Consider the following 17,656-nt stretch of genomic DNA (forward strand, 5'->3'; position numbering starts at 1 on the left):
CAAACTTCTGCGAGATTTCGGCCAGGTGACTTTGGGTTTGAATCCGGTCTTAGGGGTGCCCTCTCCCGGGTGCTGCGCGACGAATTGCGAGAGCCGCGGTACACCCAGGCTCTGAGTGACGGAATTTAACTCTAGACCCTCGAAGCAAGGAATTGTTCGACAATTTTGTGTCACCATGCACCGTATTCAACCCAGAGTTCACCGACATTTAAACCAGCGTTCACCAAAAGAGCCTTAGGCAACCCTTAGAGCACTCTACAAGAACTACCGAAACGGGATTCACTGCTCAATTCGCCCCCTAAGCATATCCACTTAGGTAACCCTTGCCCCGACCACCGAAAAACCCTAACAAACGCAACTGTCACCCCGCCCAAATTTCCCCTTCCTTAAAAAATAAGAATCACCAACCCTTTTGCTGTAGAAATTTTTAAAAAATCCCCCATTCCCCAAATGCGTAACTCTAGCTCACATGAACTTTGGGTAAACTCTTGCGACCTGCAATTTCTCCCCTACCAATGGCGCATACCACCCCGTTTCAGGGGTGCTAAATACAGCTAGCGGTCGGCTCATCATGGGGCTCACTAGCGAGCTACGAAGTGATCTCACTAGCGACATCCCGCCGCTGCCACGCCCACCCCCCAATGAAAAACTCACCGCTCCTGGCAATTCGGGCACCACCAGATGATCCGTTCCAACTCCGCCGAATCCAGGTCCGGATCTCCGCCAGCCCAGCGCCCACCCAGCGTCGCCTGCTGGATCGCCGCTCCGCACCGCCGGCACGCCTTGCCCGCACGCCCGAACACCCAGTTTCCCTGCCCGACCCGTCGGTCGCCGGTGAAGACGCGGTGCGGCTCAAAGCGGTTGTCCCACATCACTCTTCGGGCCAGGTCTATTGTTCTTGTGACGCCCACTTCTCCCACCTGCCTCACCTTCACCTCCGGGTGCATTCCCACTAGGAACATCACCTCGGCGCGGTACTCGTTGCCGATCCCAGCCACGTTCTTCTGGTCCAGTAGCGCGGCACCCAATGTTCTTTCCGGCCGTTGCATGATCCGCGCAATGGCTTCTTCCCTGCCGCCAGACTCCCAATCTTCCGCCAGGATGTCCGGCCCCAACTGCGCGATAACCTGCGGGTAGTCCGCGAACTTGAACACCCGCACAAAGCCGAGGTCGTGCCCCACTATCTCGATCTCCTCGCCACCGGTGTGCTGGGGGCTAAAGCGCAGCACGATGCGTGCGCTATATCCGGGTCTGCGCCAGCGCTGGCCCGCGCGGTGGATTGCCCACACGCCTTCCATCTTCAAGTGCGTGTGAATCACCCGGTCGCCAATGTGCATGAATAGGTGCTTGCCGTAGGGCCACACTCGTCGGACTTGTTCGCCGTCGAAGCTCTCTGTGGCAAAGCAGGGCACTCGGATGTCGGTATTCCGCACCGTACGCCCCATCATCCATTGCAGGCGGTTGGAAAGCTGGAGTACGGAATCTCCCTCAGGCACGGATACTCAGCCCCTTTGGAGTCAGGCGTGCGCCTGCGGCCACCCAGTCTGTCGTGGCAATGTCCATCACCGATGAACCGTTGACCTTCTCGATGGTCACGGGGCTCAACCGTCCGGCACGGATGGCTTCCTTGAGTGTTCCGACCACTAAATCGATCTGCGGCGCTGATGCGCCAAGCTCAGCAGAGGTGACGTCACCAAAATCGGGCCGAGCAAAAAGAACCACGTTCTTGCCACCTCGAGAGACATACGCCTCGGCACGACCAGTGGCAATGACGATCATCGCACCGGCGGTGCGCGTGGGTGCCATACCTTCTGCAGCCGAGTATGAGACCTCCGGCCAGGGCAGCGTGGAGCCGAACGGGTTCGCGGGGTCCAAGACGGAGAGCAGCTGAGGCGCATTGTGGGATGTGGCCAGTTCGCCTGCGCCAGCGCCAACGCCAGCACCCGACCTGGCACCGCCGAGCCCATTTTCGCGCCCGTCCTGCGCCCGCCGGAGCTGGGAGATCACGTCGCGCGGAGCGAACTGCGCCCCACCCAGACCTTCGACGATGTAGCCGCGCAACACTTCGCCGGAATCCTCCCAGGCACTCAGCGTCCGATACGCCTCGGCGAAGCCACCGGCGGCTTTTTCCGCCACGACCGCACCTCGGGTGACCACGGCGTAACGGTCGATCCATGCCTCGGAACGCGCCAGGGCCAGCTCCGCGGCGTCGGCAGGGGCTTCTAGCTCCCCTGCAACACCAACGCCAGCACCGTGCACCGCCGACCAACGCCCAGGCACCGAGGAGTGCGCGTTCAGCGACCGCCGCGCTGCTCGCGCAAATCCGCTGCGTCCCATCCGCACCCGGCGCGCCGACCCGCGCCCCTGGTTTCGCCTGGGCGCGCGGTGAGCCTGCTTGCCCGTGGTGCCGGCCTCCGCCAGCCGTGCCCGCAAGGCTGCGAAACTATCGGGTGAAACCAAACCGGCATCGAAGAGCTCCCACAGCGCCGCGTCGACCTCCGCGTGATCCGCCCCCGTCGCCGATTGCAGCTCGGCTGCCAGAAACGCGCCGCCATGCTGCAGGTGCTCGAGGATCTGTGTGGCAACCATGCCCAAGGTGGTCGCTGTTTCTTTATGGACGCCACGTTCCAGCCCCTCCCCGCCTTCCAGCAGGTACTCGGCCATGCCCGCGGGTGTGAAACTCACCCAGGCATCCTTGGCACCGGCCTGCCCGGCACCGACCGCGAGCACCTCGCCGGTACTGAGCAGCTCGTCCAGGTCGCCTGGCTGATAGTCCGGGATGCGGGCAGGCAGCACCAAAGTTTCCCACGCACTGGCGGGGATCGGAACCCCGGCGAGTTGCTCCAGAGCGCTGGCGAGCTCTTCGCGCTGCATCTGACCCAGACCGTGCCAGTCGGCCAGGAATTGTGCGTAGGTCTGCTGGGTCACCGGCTCCAGCGATCCCCGCGCGGCGGCGAGGGTTGCCGAACGGAGGCGGCGGAGCATCCCCGTGTCCACGTACTGGATCTCCCCCTGTGCATCCGCGCTGGTGGGTGCAGGGGCGCCACCAGTGTCGCTAGGACCATCAGACCCACTGAAAGAATCACCAAGGTAGACAAAGTGCCCCGCACTCAAGCGGCGCTGGTTGCCCTTGCTGCGCGTGCCCTGTGAGCCCTGCGTTCCCTCAGCCCAACGAGCCAGCAGCGCTTCGGCGGTCGCGCGCCCCAGGCCGAACTCAGCGGCGGCCTCGGCGGCAGTCGTGGGCCCGCGGTTCTTCATCCACCGCAGCAACAGTTGGTCGATGGCATTGTCTACCTGATCCACCTGTTCGGCGGAGATAGCCACGCCAGGCGGGACGGGTACGCCCAGGCCGTCGCGCAGCAGGGGCATGTCCTCTACTGCGCCGAGTTTCAACTGCCCACCAAAGTGCACCTCCAGCAGGCGCGTGGGAACCAGCTCCCGCAGCTGCGCGAGGCTATCCTCCACCGTCCCAGCCCAGGGTTCGATGCGCTCGCGCACGCCGTCCAGGCTCAGCGGCCCGAGGGCGCGCAGCATATCCACGGCTTGCTCCACGCTCGTAGCCTGTCGCCCCTCGGCCAGCCACTGGGCGGCGTCAACCACCCGGCGGACCGCGGCCGGGTCCAGGGACATGCCTTCCTCCCGGGTGCCCAACACCTTTGCCAGCAACGCGGGATCCACGGCCAGGGCGGCGGCGCGCTCGGCGGAATCTCCCTCGTACATGAACGCGCTGGTGTAGGTGAAAAGCAGCGATTCGGCAAACGCGCTCGGGGCCTCCGTGGTGACCTCTGCCAAGCGCACGCCCCGCTGCCCCAGATTCGCCACCAGTGCTTTGAGAAAGTCCAGGTTGTAGACGTCGTGCACGCACTCGCGCATGGTCTCCACCATCACCGGAAACTCCGGATGATCCCGGGCAACATCCAGCAGTTGAGCGGCACGCTGGCGTTGCTGCCACAGCGGCTGGCGCTTGCCTGGGTTGCGGCGCGGTAGCAGCAGAGCCCGGGCGGCGCACTCGCGGAAGCGAGCCGCAAACAACGCGGAGGACCCAACCTCCTCCATCACATCCCCCAGTGTCGCTTCCGCCCGCTCTGCACCGCTGTACCCCTCACCCAGCAGCAGCTCCATCCCCGGCGGCTCGTCCGAATAAGGCAGGCGGAGCGCCATGCCGTCATCGCCAGCCACGGCCATCGCGTCAATTCCCGTCCGGCGGTTCAGCTCCGCTCCCAGCGCCAGCGCCCACGGTGCGTTCACCCCACGGCCGAAAGGTGTATGCACCACCACGCGCCAGTCGCCGATGTCATCGCGGAAGCGCTCGATCAAAACGGTTCGCTCGTCCGGGATGATCCCGGCGGATTCCTTCTGCTCCTGGTAGTAGGCATCCAGGTTGGCGCGGGTGTGGGCGTCCAAAAAATCGGCCGAGCGAATGTCCGTCAACGTGCCAGAGCCCCAGGTGCGGCGATGCTCGCCGATGGCCTGGCCCAGCTCCACGGGACGGCCCGCGGCATCACCCACCCAGAACGGTAGACGGCCGGTGTGGCCGGCGGCGGGCGCAACAATCACCTGGTCACGATTGATTTCCAGGATGCGCCAGCTGCTCGCACCCAGGGTGAATACGTCGCCGACGCGGGACTCGTAGACCATTTCCTCGTCCAGTTCACCGACCCGCCGCGCGCCGTCGTTTTCCCCGGCGGCCAGGAACACTCCGAACATGCCGCGGTCCGGGATAGTGCCGCCGCTCGTCACGGCCAGGCGTTGCGCTCCGGGGCGGGCCTCCAGGCTGCCGGCCATGGGGTCGTAGATCGCGCGAGCCTTCAGATCCGCGAAGTCGGTGGATGGGTAGCGGCCGCTGATCATCTCAATCACGCCGTCGAAGGCCTCGCGCGGCAGCGTGGCATAGGGATGCGCGCGGCGAACGACGCGCCACCACTCCTCGACACCTAGCGCGCCCGTGCTTTCTGTGCCGCCTGTGTGACTCACTCCTCCCGCGCCAGCCTGCACACTCGCCGCCACCGTTTGCTGCGCCAACACGTCCAGCGCATTATGCACCACCTGCAGTGGCTCCAGCTCCCCCTTCAGCAGCCGATCCACCACAACCACCGTGGCCTCGGCGTCCTGCTTATGCAGCGGGTAGATCGTCGCGCGGCTGGTCGCACCCACGGTGTGCCCGGCGCGGCCACACCGCTGCACCGCCGAAGCCACCGACGGCGGCGCCCCGACCTGCACCACATGATCCACCAGCCCCATGTCGATACCCAGCTCCAGGGAGCTCGTCGCCACCACACAGCGCAGCTCGCCAGACTTCAGCGCCGCCTCAATATCAGCGCGCTCGTCCTTGGAAACCGATCCGTGGTGCGCCCGCGCGACACCCGCCCCGTCCATCCCCTGCACAGCGTCGGACTGCGCCATCAGCTGCGCCGGGTCGCGCCTGGTCGGGGCGGCCAGTGCGTCGGGATCGTGCTCCTTGGCCCATTCCTCGTTCAGCGCCCCGGTCAGCCTCTCCGCCGCGCGCCGGGAATTCACAAACACCAGCGTGGAGCGGTTCTCCATCACCTGCCGGTAGATCGCGCGCTGCACGTGCGGCCACACGCTCTTCTGCTGCGGCAAAGCAGATTCCTTATCCACCCCGCTCGCCACGCGCGCGCCCGCCCCGGCCTGGGTGCTGCCGCCCACTCCTTCGCCGATGAGGCTGGGGCCGAGCAGTGCCTCGTCTATCGGTTCTTCTGTTTCTTTTTCTGACGCCGCCTCCGACTCCGTCACCTCATACTCCGCCAACGCGACGTCTTCTGCCGATGGAGGATCCTGGAAGTCCTCCACCACGCTGGTCACCTGCACATCCCAAGACTTCGGCTGCTCGGGGTTCACCACCGTCACCGGGCGATCGCCTCCCAAAAAGCTGGCGACTTTATCCACGGGGTTCACCGTCGCCGACAGGCCGATGCGCTGCACCGCCTGGCCCGTCAGCATCTCCAACCTCTCCAGCGACAGCGCCAGGTGCGTGCCGCGCTTCGTGCCGGCCACTGCGTGCACCTCGTCCACGATCACGGTGTCCACATTCGCCAGCGTGGCTGCCGCCTTGCTGGTCAGCATCAGGTACAGCGACTCGGGCGTGGTCACCAGAATCTCCGGCGGGTTGCGCAGCAACTTGGATCGCTCCGACTGCGGGGTGTCCCCGCTGCGCACGCCCACTCGCACCGCGGCGGCGGTCTCCCCCATCGCGTCGGCCACCCGGGCAATGCCGGCCAGCGGGGCCGCCAGGTTCCGGCTGACGTCCACGCCCAGTGCTTTCAGCGGGGAAATGTACAGCACCTTGGTGGGACTGGGCTTTTCCGGCGTGGGGGAGTCATTAAAAAAAGATCCCCCAGAAAGTCGTGACAGCGACCATAAAAAAGCCGCCAGGGTTTTACCCGAACCCGTCGGCGCCACCACTAAAGCATTCTGACCTGCGGAAATAGCTCGCCATGCCTGATTTTGTACAATCGTCGGCTCGGCGAAAACGTCTCGGAACCACGCTGCAACGGGGGCATAAAAGGAATCCAGCGGGTCATCAGCCATGTGACCATTTAAACAGACCGCTAAAGTATGAACTATGACGGCTGAACTCAATGATGCGACGCTGGCCCAGAGACTCGCGCAGGGCACCGGAGAGATCCTCAAAGGCGTAAGGAACGTAGGTCTGCTCCGCGGCACCGAGCTGGGCAAGGCCGGCGACGCGCTGGCACAGGACTGGATCGCCCGCTCCCTCATACAACACCGCCCGAACGATGCAATGCTCTCCGAAGAGGCCGAGGACGACCTTGCACGCCTGGACAACTCGCGCGTGTGGATCATCGACCCGCTCGATGGAACCCGGGAGTACGCCGGTGGCCGCCAGGACTGGGCCGTGCATATCGCGCTGGTGGAAAACGGCAAGATCGTTGAGGCCGCCGTGGGCATGCCAGATCTGGGTCGCGTGTTCAGCAGTTCGGAAGTCCGCGCAGTCAAGGGAACCCGCACGAACCGCCTGGTGATCAGCCAGAACACCACCCCGGCGATCGCTGAGTTCATCGCTGAGGATCTGGGTATGGAGCTGGTGACCATGGGATCCTGCGGAGCTAAAGCCGTCTCCGTGATCCTGGGCGATAACGATGCCTACGTCCACGCCGGTGGCCAGTACGAGTGGGATAACGCCGCCCCGGTCGGCATTGCCCAGGCCGCTGGCCTGCACACCTCCCGCCTGGATGGCACGGACCTGTGCTACAACTGCGAGTCGCCGTACCTGCCGGACCTGGTGATCTCCCGCCCCGACATGGCCGACGAGATCCTGTCCTCCGCCGCGAAGTTCCACGACAAGCACGGCGCCTACTCTCTCTAGCCCCTCCCTACCCCTGCATGCTTCCTTTCTCCTTCTTGACGCCCCGTCCGGCCTCCCGCGCGCAGCTGGAGCCGGACGCGGACATTCCCGCCACGCTGCAGGGGCGCTACGTTATCGGGGCACCCGCCAATAATCCGCGGAAGGAACCTACGGAGGAACACCCCTGCCCCCTGGTATTTATCCACGGCACGACGGATAACACTTTCCGCTGGCAGAAAGCCGCAACGTATTTCGCCGCCCAGGGTTACTCTGTGTGGGCTTTTAACTACGGCCAGCCGGAGGAAGGCCGCCCTGCGATCCCGGGTGTGTTTGCCGTGAACGACATCAACGAATCCGCCCTGGAGATCGCGGCGACGATTGATTACATCCTGGAGGTCACCGGAGCCAGCAAGGTGGATCTGGTAGGCCACTCCCAGGGTGGGCTGCACATCAAGAAGTACATTGCGGAACACGGTGGGCAGGATACGGTCCGCCGCGCAGTGGGGGTGGCCGCAACGTATCACGGCACGACGATAGCCGGGATGTCCTCGATCCTGCAGAACCTGGTGGACCGCAACCCGGAGTTCGCGGATCTGGTGGCGGGAAAAGCGGCGATTCAGCAGCTGAAAAGTTCGGAGTTCATTAGTCGGCTCAACGAGCTGCCGGATACCCACCCGAACGTGATGTACACGAATATCTTCACCTCGAAGGATCTGACGGCCACGCCGAACTCTACGTCTCAACTGGAATCCATCGGTGGGGCGGATGTGGCCGAAGCGGAAGTCGGCGAGGTCTGCGGGCTGCTGCTTCCGCCGGGGCATGCGTCACTGCCGGAAAACGAGCACATCATCGGCCTGATCGAGTGGGGTTTGACGCGCGAGCAGGGGGATCACACGCCCGTGCATTCTGGCTGTAACGGTGGTCAGCGTTGGAAATTGGGCTATCGTTTCTTCCATGAAAGTTGATTTCCTCGCACGGGGTCGGGCGCGCCGATCCACCCTCGCTGCCGCCGCAGCGCTGAGCGTTTCTCTCTCCGCCCTCTCTTCCTTCCCCCCTTCTGCCCTAGCTGCTGATGGCGATGCTCCTAGCGCTGTTTCGGACGCCGCAGTCCCCGCCGGTGTAGAAGGCAACCATGTGGCCAAGGCACCTGTGAACAATCCCACCTGTGTTCCCTCCCCGGAGCACCCGAACCCCGTCGTCTTCATCCACGGCACGTCCGATAACTCCACGCGCTGGCAGAAGGCCGCCAACGCTCTATCCAAGCAGGGGTTCTGCACGTGGGCCTTCAACTACGGCAAGCCCACGGACGGCAAACCGAACCTGCTGGGGCGCTACGCCATGGTGGACATCGACGATTCCGCCAAGGAGATCGCTTCGACCATCGACTACATCCTGTCCGTAACGGGCGCGGAGAAGGTCGACCTGGTGGGGCACTCCCAGGGTGGGTTGCACTTGAAGAAGTACATCGCGGAGAACGGCGGTGGCGAGAAGGTTGGCCGTGCCGTCGGCCTGGCCGCGACGTACCACGGCACCACGCTGGCTGGCATGGACAAGATGCTGCGCCCGATCGTCGAGCGGAACCCGAAGCTAGCCGAGTCCGCCGCGGGCAAGGCAGGCGTGCAGCAGCTGGTCGGCTCGGAACTGATCGATCGCCTGAACCAGCTGCCGGATACCGACAAGCGCGTGCAGTACACCAACCTCTACTCCGCGGCCGATACCACCGCGACACCGAACAAGACCTCCATGCTGGAATCGGTCGACGGTGCGGATGTGGCGAACGTGGAGGTAGGGGCGTCCTGCAAGCTCCCCATTCCGCCGGCGCACGCTGCCTTGCCCAAGCACGATCCAACTATCGGGCTGATCCTGTGGGGCCTGACTCGCGAGGCAGGCGACCACACGCCGGCCGCCGAGCACTGCTCTAACCCGACGCGTGGCTCCGCTTCTAGTTCCGCTGCCAGTTCCTAGTCTCGGCTTGTTCATAGCCCAGGCTTGTTAGCCCCTTGGGTGCCACCGTCGCATAGCCGACGTAGACTAAGTGAGACTTTTGAACCTAAGGACCTAAAAGCTTGAAAGGAAGGCGGCGAGCAGTGGCACCCCAGCAGCAGCCGAGTTCCATCCCCACCCCATACGAGGATCTTCTGCGGGAGATCCTTGAAACGGGCACTCCTAAGGGCGACCGCACCGGCACGGGTACCACCAGCCTGTTTGGCCGCCAGATCCGCTACGACCTCTCCGCAGGTTTCCCGTTGATCACTACCAAATCGGTACATGTGCAGTCCGTGGTGGGGGAACTGCTGTGGTTCCTCCGCGGAGATTCCAACGTGCGCTGGCTACAGGAGAACGGTATTCGCATCTGGAACGAGTGGGCTGACGAGAACGGTGATCTAGGCCCGGTCTACGGCGTGCAGTGGCGCAGCTGGCCGACTCCAAACGGTCAGCACATCGACCAGATCGCGGGCGCGTTGGAAACTCTGCAGACTAACCCGAATTCGCGCCGAAATATCGTCAGCGCCTGGAACGTCTCGGAACTGGACAACATGGCCCTGCCACCGTGTCACCTGCTGTTCCAGCTGTACGTGGCCAACGGCAAGCTGAGTTGCCAGCTTTACCAGCGCAGCGCGGACATGTTCCTGGGCGTGCCGTTCAACATCGCCAGCTACTCTCTGTTGACCCACATGTTCGCCCAGCAGGCGGGTCTGGAGGTCGGCGAGTTCATCTGGACCGGCGGTGATTGCCACATCTACGACAACCACGTGGAGCAGGTTAAGCTGCAGCTTTCCCGCGATCCCCGCCCCTACCCGCAGCTGCAGTTGAACAAGGCGGCGGACATGTTTTCTTACAAATTTTCCGATATCGAGTTCACCGGCTACGACCCACATCCGGTGATCAAGGCGAAGGTGGCCGTATAAATGACTTCCAACAACCAACCCCATCGCCCCACCGGCTACGAGCCGGGCGACTACCCGGAGCTCACCGCCGCTGCGGTCAGCTACGCCCTAGAGGCCAAGGGGATCTCCCGAGATCAGGTGGAGATCGGCATGATCTGGGCACAAACCACCGCCGGTGTGATCGGCGATGGCGCGGACATGCCCTGGTACCTGCCGGAGGACTTACAGCACTTTAAGAACGCCACCACCGGCTATCCCGTGGTCATGGGGCGCACCTCCTGGGAAGCGCTCGACGATGGATTCCGCCCGCTGCCGGGGCGCACGAACTATGTGATCACTCGGCAGGATGACTATGACGCCCCCGGTGGCATCATCGAGCCTTCGATCCCCAGCGCACTGGCCAACGCCGCGGAGCAGATCCTCAACGAGCTGAAAGACAGCGCCGCAGACGAGCGCACCCCCACCGTATGGGTACTGGGCGGCGGCCAGGTGTACGCCCAGTGCATGCCTGTGGCCGATCGCATCGTCATCACGGAGATCGACATGGAGGCCCCCGAGCGCTTCCAGGTGTACGCACCTCTGGTTCCCACCGAAGAGTTCGAAGAGCACGCCGAGGAGTGGCAGGAATCGCTAAAGGGCCACCCGGTCGACCAAGAGGTCGATCCCGAGCAGCCCCTGCGTTACCGCTTCTGCACCTGGACGCGGCGCTAGTCAACTAGCTCCGCGCCGTAGCGCGCAGCTAACTACACGCTGTAGTACAGCTCGAACTCCTTCGGGCTTGGCCCCTGGCGCAGCGGCTGGATCTCCAGCTCGTACTTCAGGCGCACATAAGCCTGAAGGAAGTCCTCGTCGAAGACTCCCCCGGCGGTCAGGAAATCGTGGTCTTCCTCCATTGCTGCCAGGGCGGTCTCGAGCGAGTGCGGCACCTTCGGCACCTTCTTCGCCTCCTCAGGCGGCAACTCGTAGAGGTCCTTATCCGTCGGCTCGCCCGGCTCGATGCGGTTCAGAATGCCGTCCAGCCCCGCCATCAGCTGGGCCGCGAAACCCAGGTAGGGGTTCGAGGACGGGTCCGGCGCACGGAACTCAATACGCTTGGCCGCAGGGCTATCGCCGGTCAGCGGAATGCGGATGGCCGCCGAGCGGTTGGACTGCGAATAAGCCAAATTGACAGGTGCCTCGAAGCCGGAATAGAGGCGTCGATAAGAGTTAACGGTGGGGTTCGTAAAGGCGAGCACCGCCGGGGCGTGGTGCAACAAACCACCGATGTAATAGCGCGCCATGTCGGACAGACCCGCATAGCCCGTCTCGTCGTAGAACAGCGGCTTGCCGTCCTTCCACAGCGACTGGTGAGCGTGCATGCCACAACCGCCATCACCGGCCAGCGGCTTCGGCATGAAGGTGGCGGTCTTGCGGTGCTGCTCGGCGGTGTTCTTCACCACATACTTGAAGGTCTGCAGGTCGTCCGCGGCGGCCAGCAGGGTATCGAAGCGATAGTTAACCTCCTGAATTCCGCCGGTGGCGACCTCGTGATGGAAGCGCTCGATCTCGAAGCCGACCTTCTCCAGGTTGTACGCAATATCGTCGCGCACCGGGATGGTCTTGTCGTACGGGGCGACCGGGAAGTAGCCGTCGTTGATGCGGATCTGGTTACCGCGATTCGGCGAGCCGTCCATCATCGTCTCCTCGCCGGAGCGCCACCACCCCTCGTCCGAATCCACGCGGTGAAAGGACATGTTGGTGTCGGAGGCGTATTGGACGGAATCGAAGACGTAGAACTCCGCCTCCGCACCGATCGAGCAAGTGTCCGCCACGCCGGTTTCCTTCAGATGGTTCTCCGCCTTGCGCGCAATGGTGCGCGGATCGCGGCGATATGGCTGGCGGGTCAGCGGATCCTGCACGAAGAACTGCATGTTCAGCGTGGGGTGATCGCGGAACGGATCCACGTAGGCAGTCGTCGGGTCCGGGATCAGCGCCATATCCGACTTATCCACGGTGGAGAAGCCGGGGATGGAGGAGCCGTCGAAGGCGAAGCCGTCCTCCGCCGCCTTGGGGGTTAGCTCGCGTGCCGGGACAGTCAGCCCATGTTCCAGGCCGAACATGTTGGTAAAGCGAATGTCCAGGTAGCGAATGTTTTCCGACTTAATGAAGTCGATAACCTGGTCGATGCTTTTGAACTCCATGGTTCGTTCAGGCTCCTAGGTTAGCTCCGGGGTATCCCAGAGATTCAGTTTGGTGCCGATGCCCTTCTCAAGGGCGTTTTCATACACCTCGGTAGCCCAGGAAACGTCCTCGACGGGCATGCCGCCGATGGAGTAGAAGAAGATCTGCTCGTCATTCTCGCGGCCTGGAGCCTTACCCGCAGCGATGGCACCGATGTTGTGCAGCTTCTCCTTCGGCAGGGTGCCTTCCTCGACCATGTCCCACCAGCGGTTGCCGGGGATTCCCAGCAGGCGCTCGTAGGTGATGTCCGGGCCGTTTTCCTGGAACCATTCCTTGTACAGGCCGTCGTAGTCCAGCACCAGGTTGGATTCGTCGGACTTGATGAAGTCGTCGTCGAAGCGAGCCGCTGCGGGGCACAGCACCAGCGCGCCGGGCTTGAGCCACTCGCGCTTGAAGTACGGGAAGGCCTGCGGGCCGTCCGGGGAGGTGGAAGTGCCGGCGATCAGGATGTCGCTGCCCTCGATGGCCTCCTGCTCGCTGTCGACAACCTGCACGTCCAGGTCCTCGAAGCGGTCACGGATCCACTGTGCTGCCTTTTCGGTGGAACCGGCGCTGCGGCCCTTGATCTTTACGGTCTTGATGCTGGGGCGCTGCGTGATGGAAGAGGCCAGGATGGTGCGGGACATGACGCCCGGTCCGATGATGCCTACGGTCTCTGCGTTCTCTACGGCGAGGTGCTTGACGCCCACAGCGGGAACTGCACCAGTGCGGTACGCGGATAGCAGGTTGGCCGACATGATGGCCTTCGGGGCGCCGGTGACGGCATCGTTGAGGACGAACACGTGGATGGAGCGGGGCAGGCCGGCAGTGCGATTCTCTGCGTTCGAGCCGTACCACTTCACGCCAGCGCCCTTGAACCGGCCGCCAAGGTAGGCGGGCATAGCCATGAAGCGACGGTCGGGGCCGTTGGCGGGCATGCCCTCGTGCTCGGGGTTGTCGGGGAAGTTGACCTGAGCGCCGTGGGAGTTTCCGGAAGCGCCGGCCATGCGGTAGTCGCCCTTATCCAGAAGGATCAGGGTTTCTTCCATGACGTCGACGCAGCGAGCAGAGTCCGTCACCCCCGCTTCAATCATGTCGGGCTCGGAAAGCCACAGGAAGTCGATGCTGGTGTCGGTGGAGCCGGTGGACTGGGTCATCGGCGAAATCTCTCCTCGAAGAAAATCGATTAGTTGAATCTGAAATTTTCTAGATCAAAACGCGCTGGGCGCTAGCCGCAAGCGCTGTACGCTCCGGTTTTTGGCAACCGATACATCTTCAACGATACAAACCTGCGCGAATATTCTAATGAAACAACGTTTTCAATACGATCGCGCAAACCTATGAGTCCGGCAAACCCCCTGCGCTTCACATAAATAATTAAGCAAAATATGCGGCCATTTCTCCACCCCCAGATGGGTATGTGGCCAGAAAGTCCAGTCGACTACGCGGCCGCGGCAGTCACTTCCGATTGATGGAACACCAGCGGACGCGACCTATCGAGCCCCGCGCCCACGCGGCGCAGCTGCGCAGGATCGGTGGGGTCCACGCTGTGTTCAAGTGTTCCGTGCGAAGACTTGGTTCCACAGCGCGAGCGGTCGGAGGGCATGAGCTACGAGAATCAATCAATGTCATGCCACAATGTAAGACACTCCAGCCCCCACACAACTGATCAGAAAAGCACTTCAGACGCATCATCAGCCCTCCGCCCAGCAAACAGCGTAAACACGGCCCTATCGCCATACGCGACATCAGTGAAGTCGACCAAAAAGAAGCCGACAAGAAAGCGCCCAATACCGAAGAACGCCGCAGCCCCAAGGCTCAATATCAGGGCCACGACAGCGTCTAACTAAAAGCCATTCAGATTCATACTCGGCGAAGTTAACTGATTTTTCGCACTAACTTAGGGCTGCAAAACAAAAAGCGCCCCAGAGAGGAATCGAACCTCCGACACCGGCTTTAGGAGAGCCGTGCTCTATCCACTGAGCTACTAGGGCAATCGCACGGAATCCGTGCGAGGTACATAATACAAGCCCACGAACGCTCCCCGTTAACCAGCCCTTTTGGTCACCGCACCCCAGTCCCCCAGCGCACCGGAACGTGTGGGCGTCCACACCAAAGAACCCCCACACCGCACCCGCCACGAGGCTACGATTAAGAAGCATGGGCGAAGCAGTGTCTACAGATACCTACACACCGAAACAACGCACCCGCTTCCGCGAGCGCCTCAACGCCGAGCTCGAGGTCTTCGACAAACACCTGCAGAACGCAGAGTTCATCAACCAGGGCACCATCGGCCTGGAGCTAGAGATGAACCTCGTCGGCGATGACATGCAGCCCAAGCGCTGCAACGTCGGCGTGCTGGAGAAGCTGGAGGAAACCCACCCGGGCGAATACCAGTCCGAGATCGGCTCCTTCAACGTGGAGATGAACCATCCCCCGCTGGCCATCACCGGCCACGGGCTCGAGCAACTGCAGGAAGGCCTCGACGAGCGCCTGCGCGCGGTGCAGAAAGCCGCCAAAGAACTCGGCTCCCACGCCGTGATGATCGGCACCCTTCCGACCCTGACCACCGACTTCCTCAGCGATCCCGCCTGGATCACCGATGAAAACCGCTACAAGGCTCTCAACAACGCCATCCTCGAATCCCGCGGCGAGCTGGTCCGCATCGAACTCGAAGGCGCCCTGCCCGGCCGGGTACTCGGTACCGTCGATTCCTATAGCCACGACTTCGAGGACATCGCGCCGGAATCCGCCTGCACATCTATGCAGCTGCACCTGCAGGTCGCGCCAAACCTCTTCGCCAACGCCTGGAACGCCTCCCAAGCAATCGCGGGCGTGCAGGCGGCGCTCAGCGCCAACTCCCCACTGTTCGTCGGACACAAGCTCTGGCACGAATCACGCATCCCCGTCTTTGAGCAGGCCATCGACACACGCACGGCAGAGCTCGTCAACCAGGGCGTGCGCCCGCGCGTGTGGTTCGGCGAACGGTGGATCACCAGCGTGTTCGACCTCTTCGAGGAAAACGGGCGCTACTTCTCCCCTCTCCTACCGGAGGATCGCCTGGAGGCCGGCACGCCCATCATGTCCGGCGACAGCCCCGGACTGCACTACATGAACCTGCACAACGGCACGATCTGGCGCTGGAACCGCCCGATCTACGACCCGAACCTGGAGCTCTCCCACATCCGCGTCGAAAACCGCCTGCTACCCGCCGGCCCCACCACCGCCGACATCGTCGCGGACGCCGCCTTCTACTACGGACTCGTCAAATTCTTGGGCACGCAAAATCGCCCTGTATGGTCGCGGCTTTCTTTTGAGGACGCCCACAGTAACTTCCTCGCCGGCGCCCGCGAAGGGCTGCGCGCCAGCCTGCGCTGGCCGCGTGTAGGGACTGTGCCGGTCCGAGAGTTGATTACCGAGCACCTACTCGACCAGGCTCGCGAGGGATTGGAACTGCTGGAGGTGGATTCCGAACTGATCGACACGTACCTGGGGATCATCGAAGGCCGCGCCCGCAGCGGACAAAACGGTGCAACCTGGCAGCTGGATACCTTGAACCGGCTGGCTCCGAATAGCGAGCCGGATTCCCCAGAGCGCGCCGAGGCGCTGGCCACCATGATGCAGCGCTACCTCGCTAACCAGGCCAGCGGCCAGCCTGTGCACACCTGGTCCGTGGAAGGCCGCGGCTAGAACGGCAGGGATTTAGCGGCCTCTGAACTGGGGCGCGCGTTTCTCGGCGCGAGCCCGGCGCGCTTCCTGCACGTCCTCGCTGGCCCAGACGTCCACCATCATCTGCTGCAGCTCCGCATCCGCGTGCATGTCTGGGCTGTTGAACACCCGCTTCGAATGCTCCATAGAAAGCGGAGCCTGGCGCGCCACCCGATGCGCAAGGGCGGTGGCGCTGGGGGTGGCGTCATCAAGAACCACAGAAAAACCCGTCGCCCGAGCTTGTTCGGCGCCTACCCGGGCGCCCGCCAAGAACACGTTGCGGGCCAGCGCGCCGCCCATCAGCTCGCGGGCTCGGGCGTGGGTCCACAGATCCAGGGCAAAGCCGTGCTCGGCGACCGGCACCCAGCAGGCCCCCTCGTCGGCAAAAACGCGCAGGTCACAAGCCAAAGCGATCTGGCAGCCCGCGCCGACCGCCGGACCGTGAACATCCGCAATGACAGGCACCGGGGTGGTCCGGATGGCCGAGAGCATGTCCTCCATGGCGGACCAAAAATCATCGGCATACACGCCACCCGAGAGGTCCGCTCCGGCGCAGAAAACGGGCCCCTCGCCGCGGATCAGGATGGCGCGCACCCCGGCGGAGGTGTGGGCGCGGACGGCCTCGGCGACGGCGGTGGCGATGGCTGCGTTGAGGGCGTTGCGCTTCTCCGGTCGGTTAAGGGTGATCACGCCGACCTGCGGGGTAGCGTCCTCGAGCGCGGGAGAACCCGGGGTTGCGGAACCGCCAGCATTGCTTGCAATGTCTGCCCCGACGGTCTCTAGATGAGTGATGACGTGCCCTGCGCTCATGGCTAGCAATGTACCGCAGGGGCGGTGCCATACGCGGGTGTTTCGCGGTAACCCGCGCGGAGTTTCCCTAGCCCTCTAGGCCGGCGTGGAAGGTCAGCGGGTCGCCGCCGATGCGGCCATCCTCCACGTCCAGAGCCTCGATGGCGGAAACCTCGTCAGCGGAAAGCTCGAAGCCGAAGACGTCGAAGTTCTGGCGCACGCGCTCCACCTTGGAGGACCGCGGGATCACCACGTCGCCACGCTGGATGTGCCAGCGGATGATGGCCTGCGCCACGCTCACGCCGTGCTCGGCAGCGATTTTCGCGATGGTCGGGTCGGTCAGGTTCTGCCCCTGCCCCAACGGCGACCATGCCTCGGTGACGATCCCGCGGTCGCGGTTGTCGGCGCGCTGCACATCTCCGGCCTTCACCGCGTCTGCTACGGCACGCCCGACGGCCTCCTCGTTGCCGTAGATCGCGGCGGTATCAATGTGGCGGTAGCCGGTCTCGATCGCGGCGCGCACCGAGGTGTACGTGTCCTCGTCACTCAACTGCCATACGCCCAGCCCCAGCTGCGGAATGGTCTTGCCGTCGTTCATTTCAAGGGTCGCTACCGCATCGTTCTTTTCGCTCGTGGCCTCTTTTGTACGCCACTTAGCCCGTTCTCGCGACGGCGCTGTTAAAGACTCCATCGCCGACCTAATGCTTTCGCATGTGAGACAATATGCAGGATCCTTCTTATTCGA

The 17,656-nt window shown here is 63.4% G+C and carries 12 protein-coding genes and 1 tRNA gene; 6 read left to right on the forward strand and 7 right to left on the reverse strand.

Annotated elements, in window-relative coordinates; all coding sequences use genetic code 11:
• Positions 1–650: 650 nt before the first annotated feature.
• A complete protein-coding gene (locus tag MHX63_RS07335) occupies positions 651–1,496 on the reverse strand; it encodes a DNA-formamidopyrimidine glycosylase family protein (protein ID WP_239387919.1) in 846 nt (281 codons plus the stop codon).
• A complete protein-coding gene (locus MHX63_RS07340) occupies positions 1,489–6,549 on the reverse strand; it encodes a DEAD/DEAH box helicase (RefSeq protein ID WP_239387920.1) in 5,061 nt (1,686 codons plus the stop codon). The genes MHX63_RS07335 and MHX63_RS07340 overlap by 8 nt, the downstream gene beginning before the upstream one ends.
• 34 nt (positions 6,550–6,583) lie before the next feature.
• Between MHX63_RS07340 and MHX63_RS07345 the strand changes: the two genes are divergently transcribed.
• From MHX63_RS07345 to MHX63_RS07365, 5 genes are all read left to right on the forward strand, one after another.
• Complete coding sequence (locus MHX63_RS07345; RefSeq protein ID WP_239387921.1) at positions 6,584–7,348, forward strand: 3'(2'),5'-bisphosphate nucleotidase CysQ; 765 nt, start codon at positions 6,584–6,586, stop codon at positions 7,346–7,348.
• 17 nt (positions 7,349–7,365) lie between these two features.
• Entirely contained in the window at positions 7,366–8,292 is a 927-nt protein-coding gene (locus MHX63_RS07350) for an alpha/beta fold hydrolase (RefSeq protein ID WP_239387922.1), read from the forward strand.
• Positions 8,282–9,292, forward strand: coding sequence for a triacylglycerol lipase (locus tag MHX63_RS07355; RefSeq protein ID WP_239387923.1), 1,011 nt, complete (start codon positions 8,282–8,284; stop codon positions 9,290–9,292). The genes MHX63_RS07350 and MHX63_RS07355 overlap by 11 nt, the downstream gene beginning before the upstream one ends.
• Before the next feature lie 122 nt (positions 9,293–9,414).
• Entirely contained in the window at positions 9,415–10,236 is an 822-nt protein-coding gene (locus tag MHX63_RS07360) for a thymidylate synthase (protein ID WP_239387924.1), read from the forward strand.
• Positions 10,237–10,926 (forward strand): dihydrofolate reductase, encoded by a 690-nt coding sequence (locus MHX63_RS07365; RefSeq protein ID WP_239387925.1) that lies wholly within the window; start codon positions 10,237–10,239, stop codon positions 10,924–10,926.
• A gap of 32 nt (positions 10,927–10,958) precedes the next feature.
• Here the strand turns inward: MHX63_RS07365 and glnA are convergent, their stop codons facing one another.
• From glnA to MHX63_RS07380, 3 genes are all read right to left on the reverse strand, one after another.
• Positions 10,959–12,395: a type I glutamate--ammonia ligase gene (glnA, locus tag MHX63_RS07370; RefSeq protein WP_239387926.1), complete on the reverse strand. Its 1,437-nt coding sequence runs from the start codon at positions 12,393–12,395 to the stop codon at positions 10,959–10,961.
• 15 nt (positions 12,396–12,410) lie between these two features.
• Complete coding sequence (locus MHX63_RS07375; protein ID WP_239387927.1) at positions 12,411–13,571, reverse strand: tyramine oxidase subunit B; 1,161 nt, start codon at positions 13,569–13,571, stop codon at positions 12,411–12,413.
• A 764-nt stretch (positions 13,572–14,335) separates the two neighbouring features.
• Positions 14,336–14,408 (reverse strand) — tRNA-Arg (locus tag MHX63_RS07380).
• Positions 14,409–14,574: 166 nt separating this feature from the next.
• Here MHX63_RS07380 and MHX63_RS07385 point away from each other — a divergent pair.
• Entirely contained in the window at positions 14,575–16,104 is a 1,530-nt protein-coding gene (locus MHX63_RS07385; RefSeq protein WP_239387928.1) for a glutamate--cysteine ligase, read from the forward strand.
• Positions 16,105–16,116: 12 nt separating this feature from the next.
• Here the strand turns inward: MHX63_RS07385 and MHX63_RS07390 are convergent, their stop codons facing one another.
• Together MHX63_RS07390 and MHX63_RS07395 are read right to left on the reverse strand one after the other, a co-directional pair.
• Positions 16,117–16,932, reverse strand: a complete 816-nt coding sequence (locus MHX63_RS07390) for an enoyl-CoA hydratase (RefSeq protein WP_239387929.1) — start codon at positions 16,930–16,932, stop codon at positions 16,117–16,119.
• A gap of 67 nt (positions 16,933–16,999) precedes the next feature.
• Positions 17,000–17,509, reverse strand: coding sequence for an aldo/keto reductase (locus MHX63_RS07395; RefSeq protein ID WP_239387930.1), 510 nt, complete (start codon positions 17,507–17,509; stop codon positions 17,000–17,002).
• Between the last annotated feature and the right edge of the window lie 147 nt (positions 17,510–17,656).

This window comes from Corynebacterium sp. ACRQK, from assembly GCF_022345965.1.
Lineage (GTDB): Bacteria > Actinomycetota > Actinomycetes > Mycobacteriales > Mycobacteriaceae > Corynebacterium.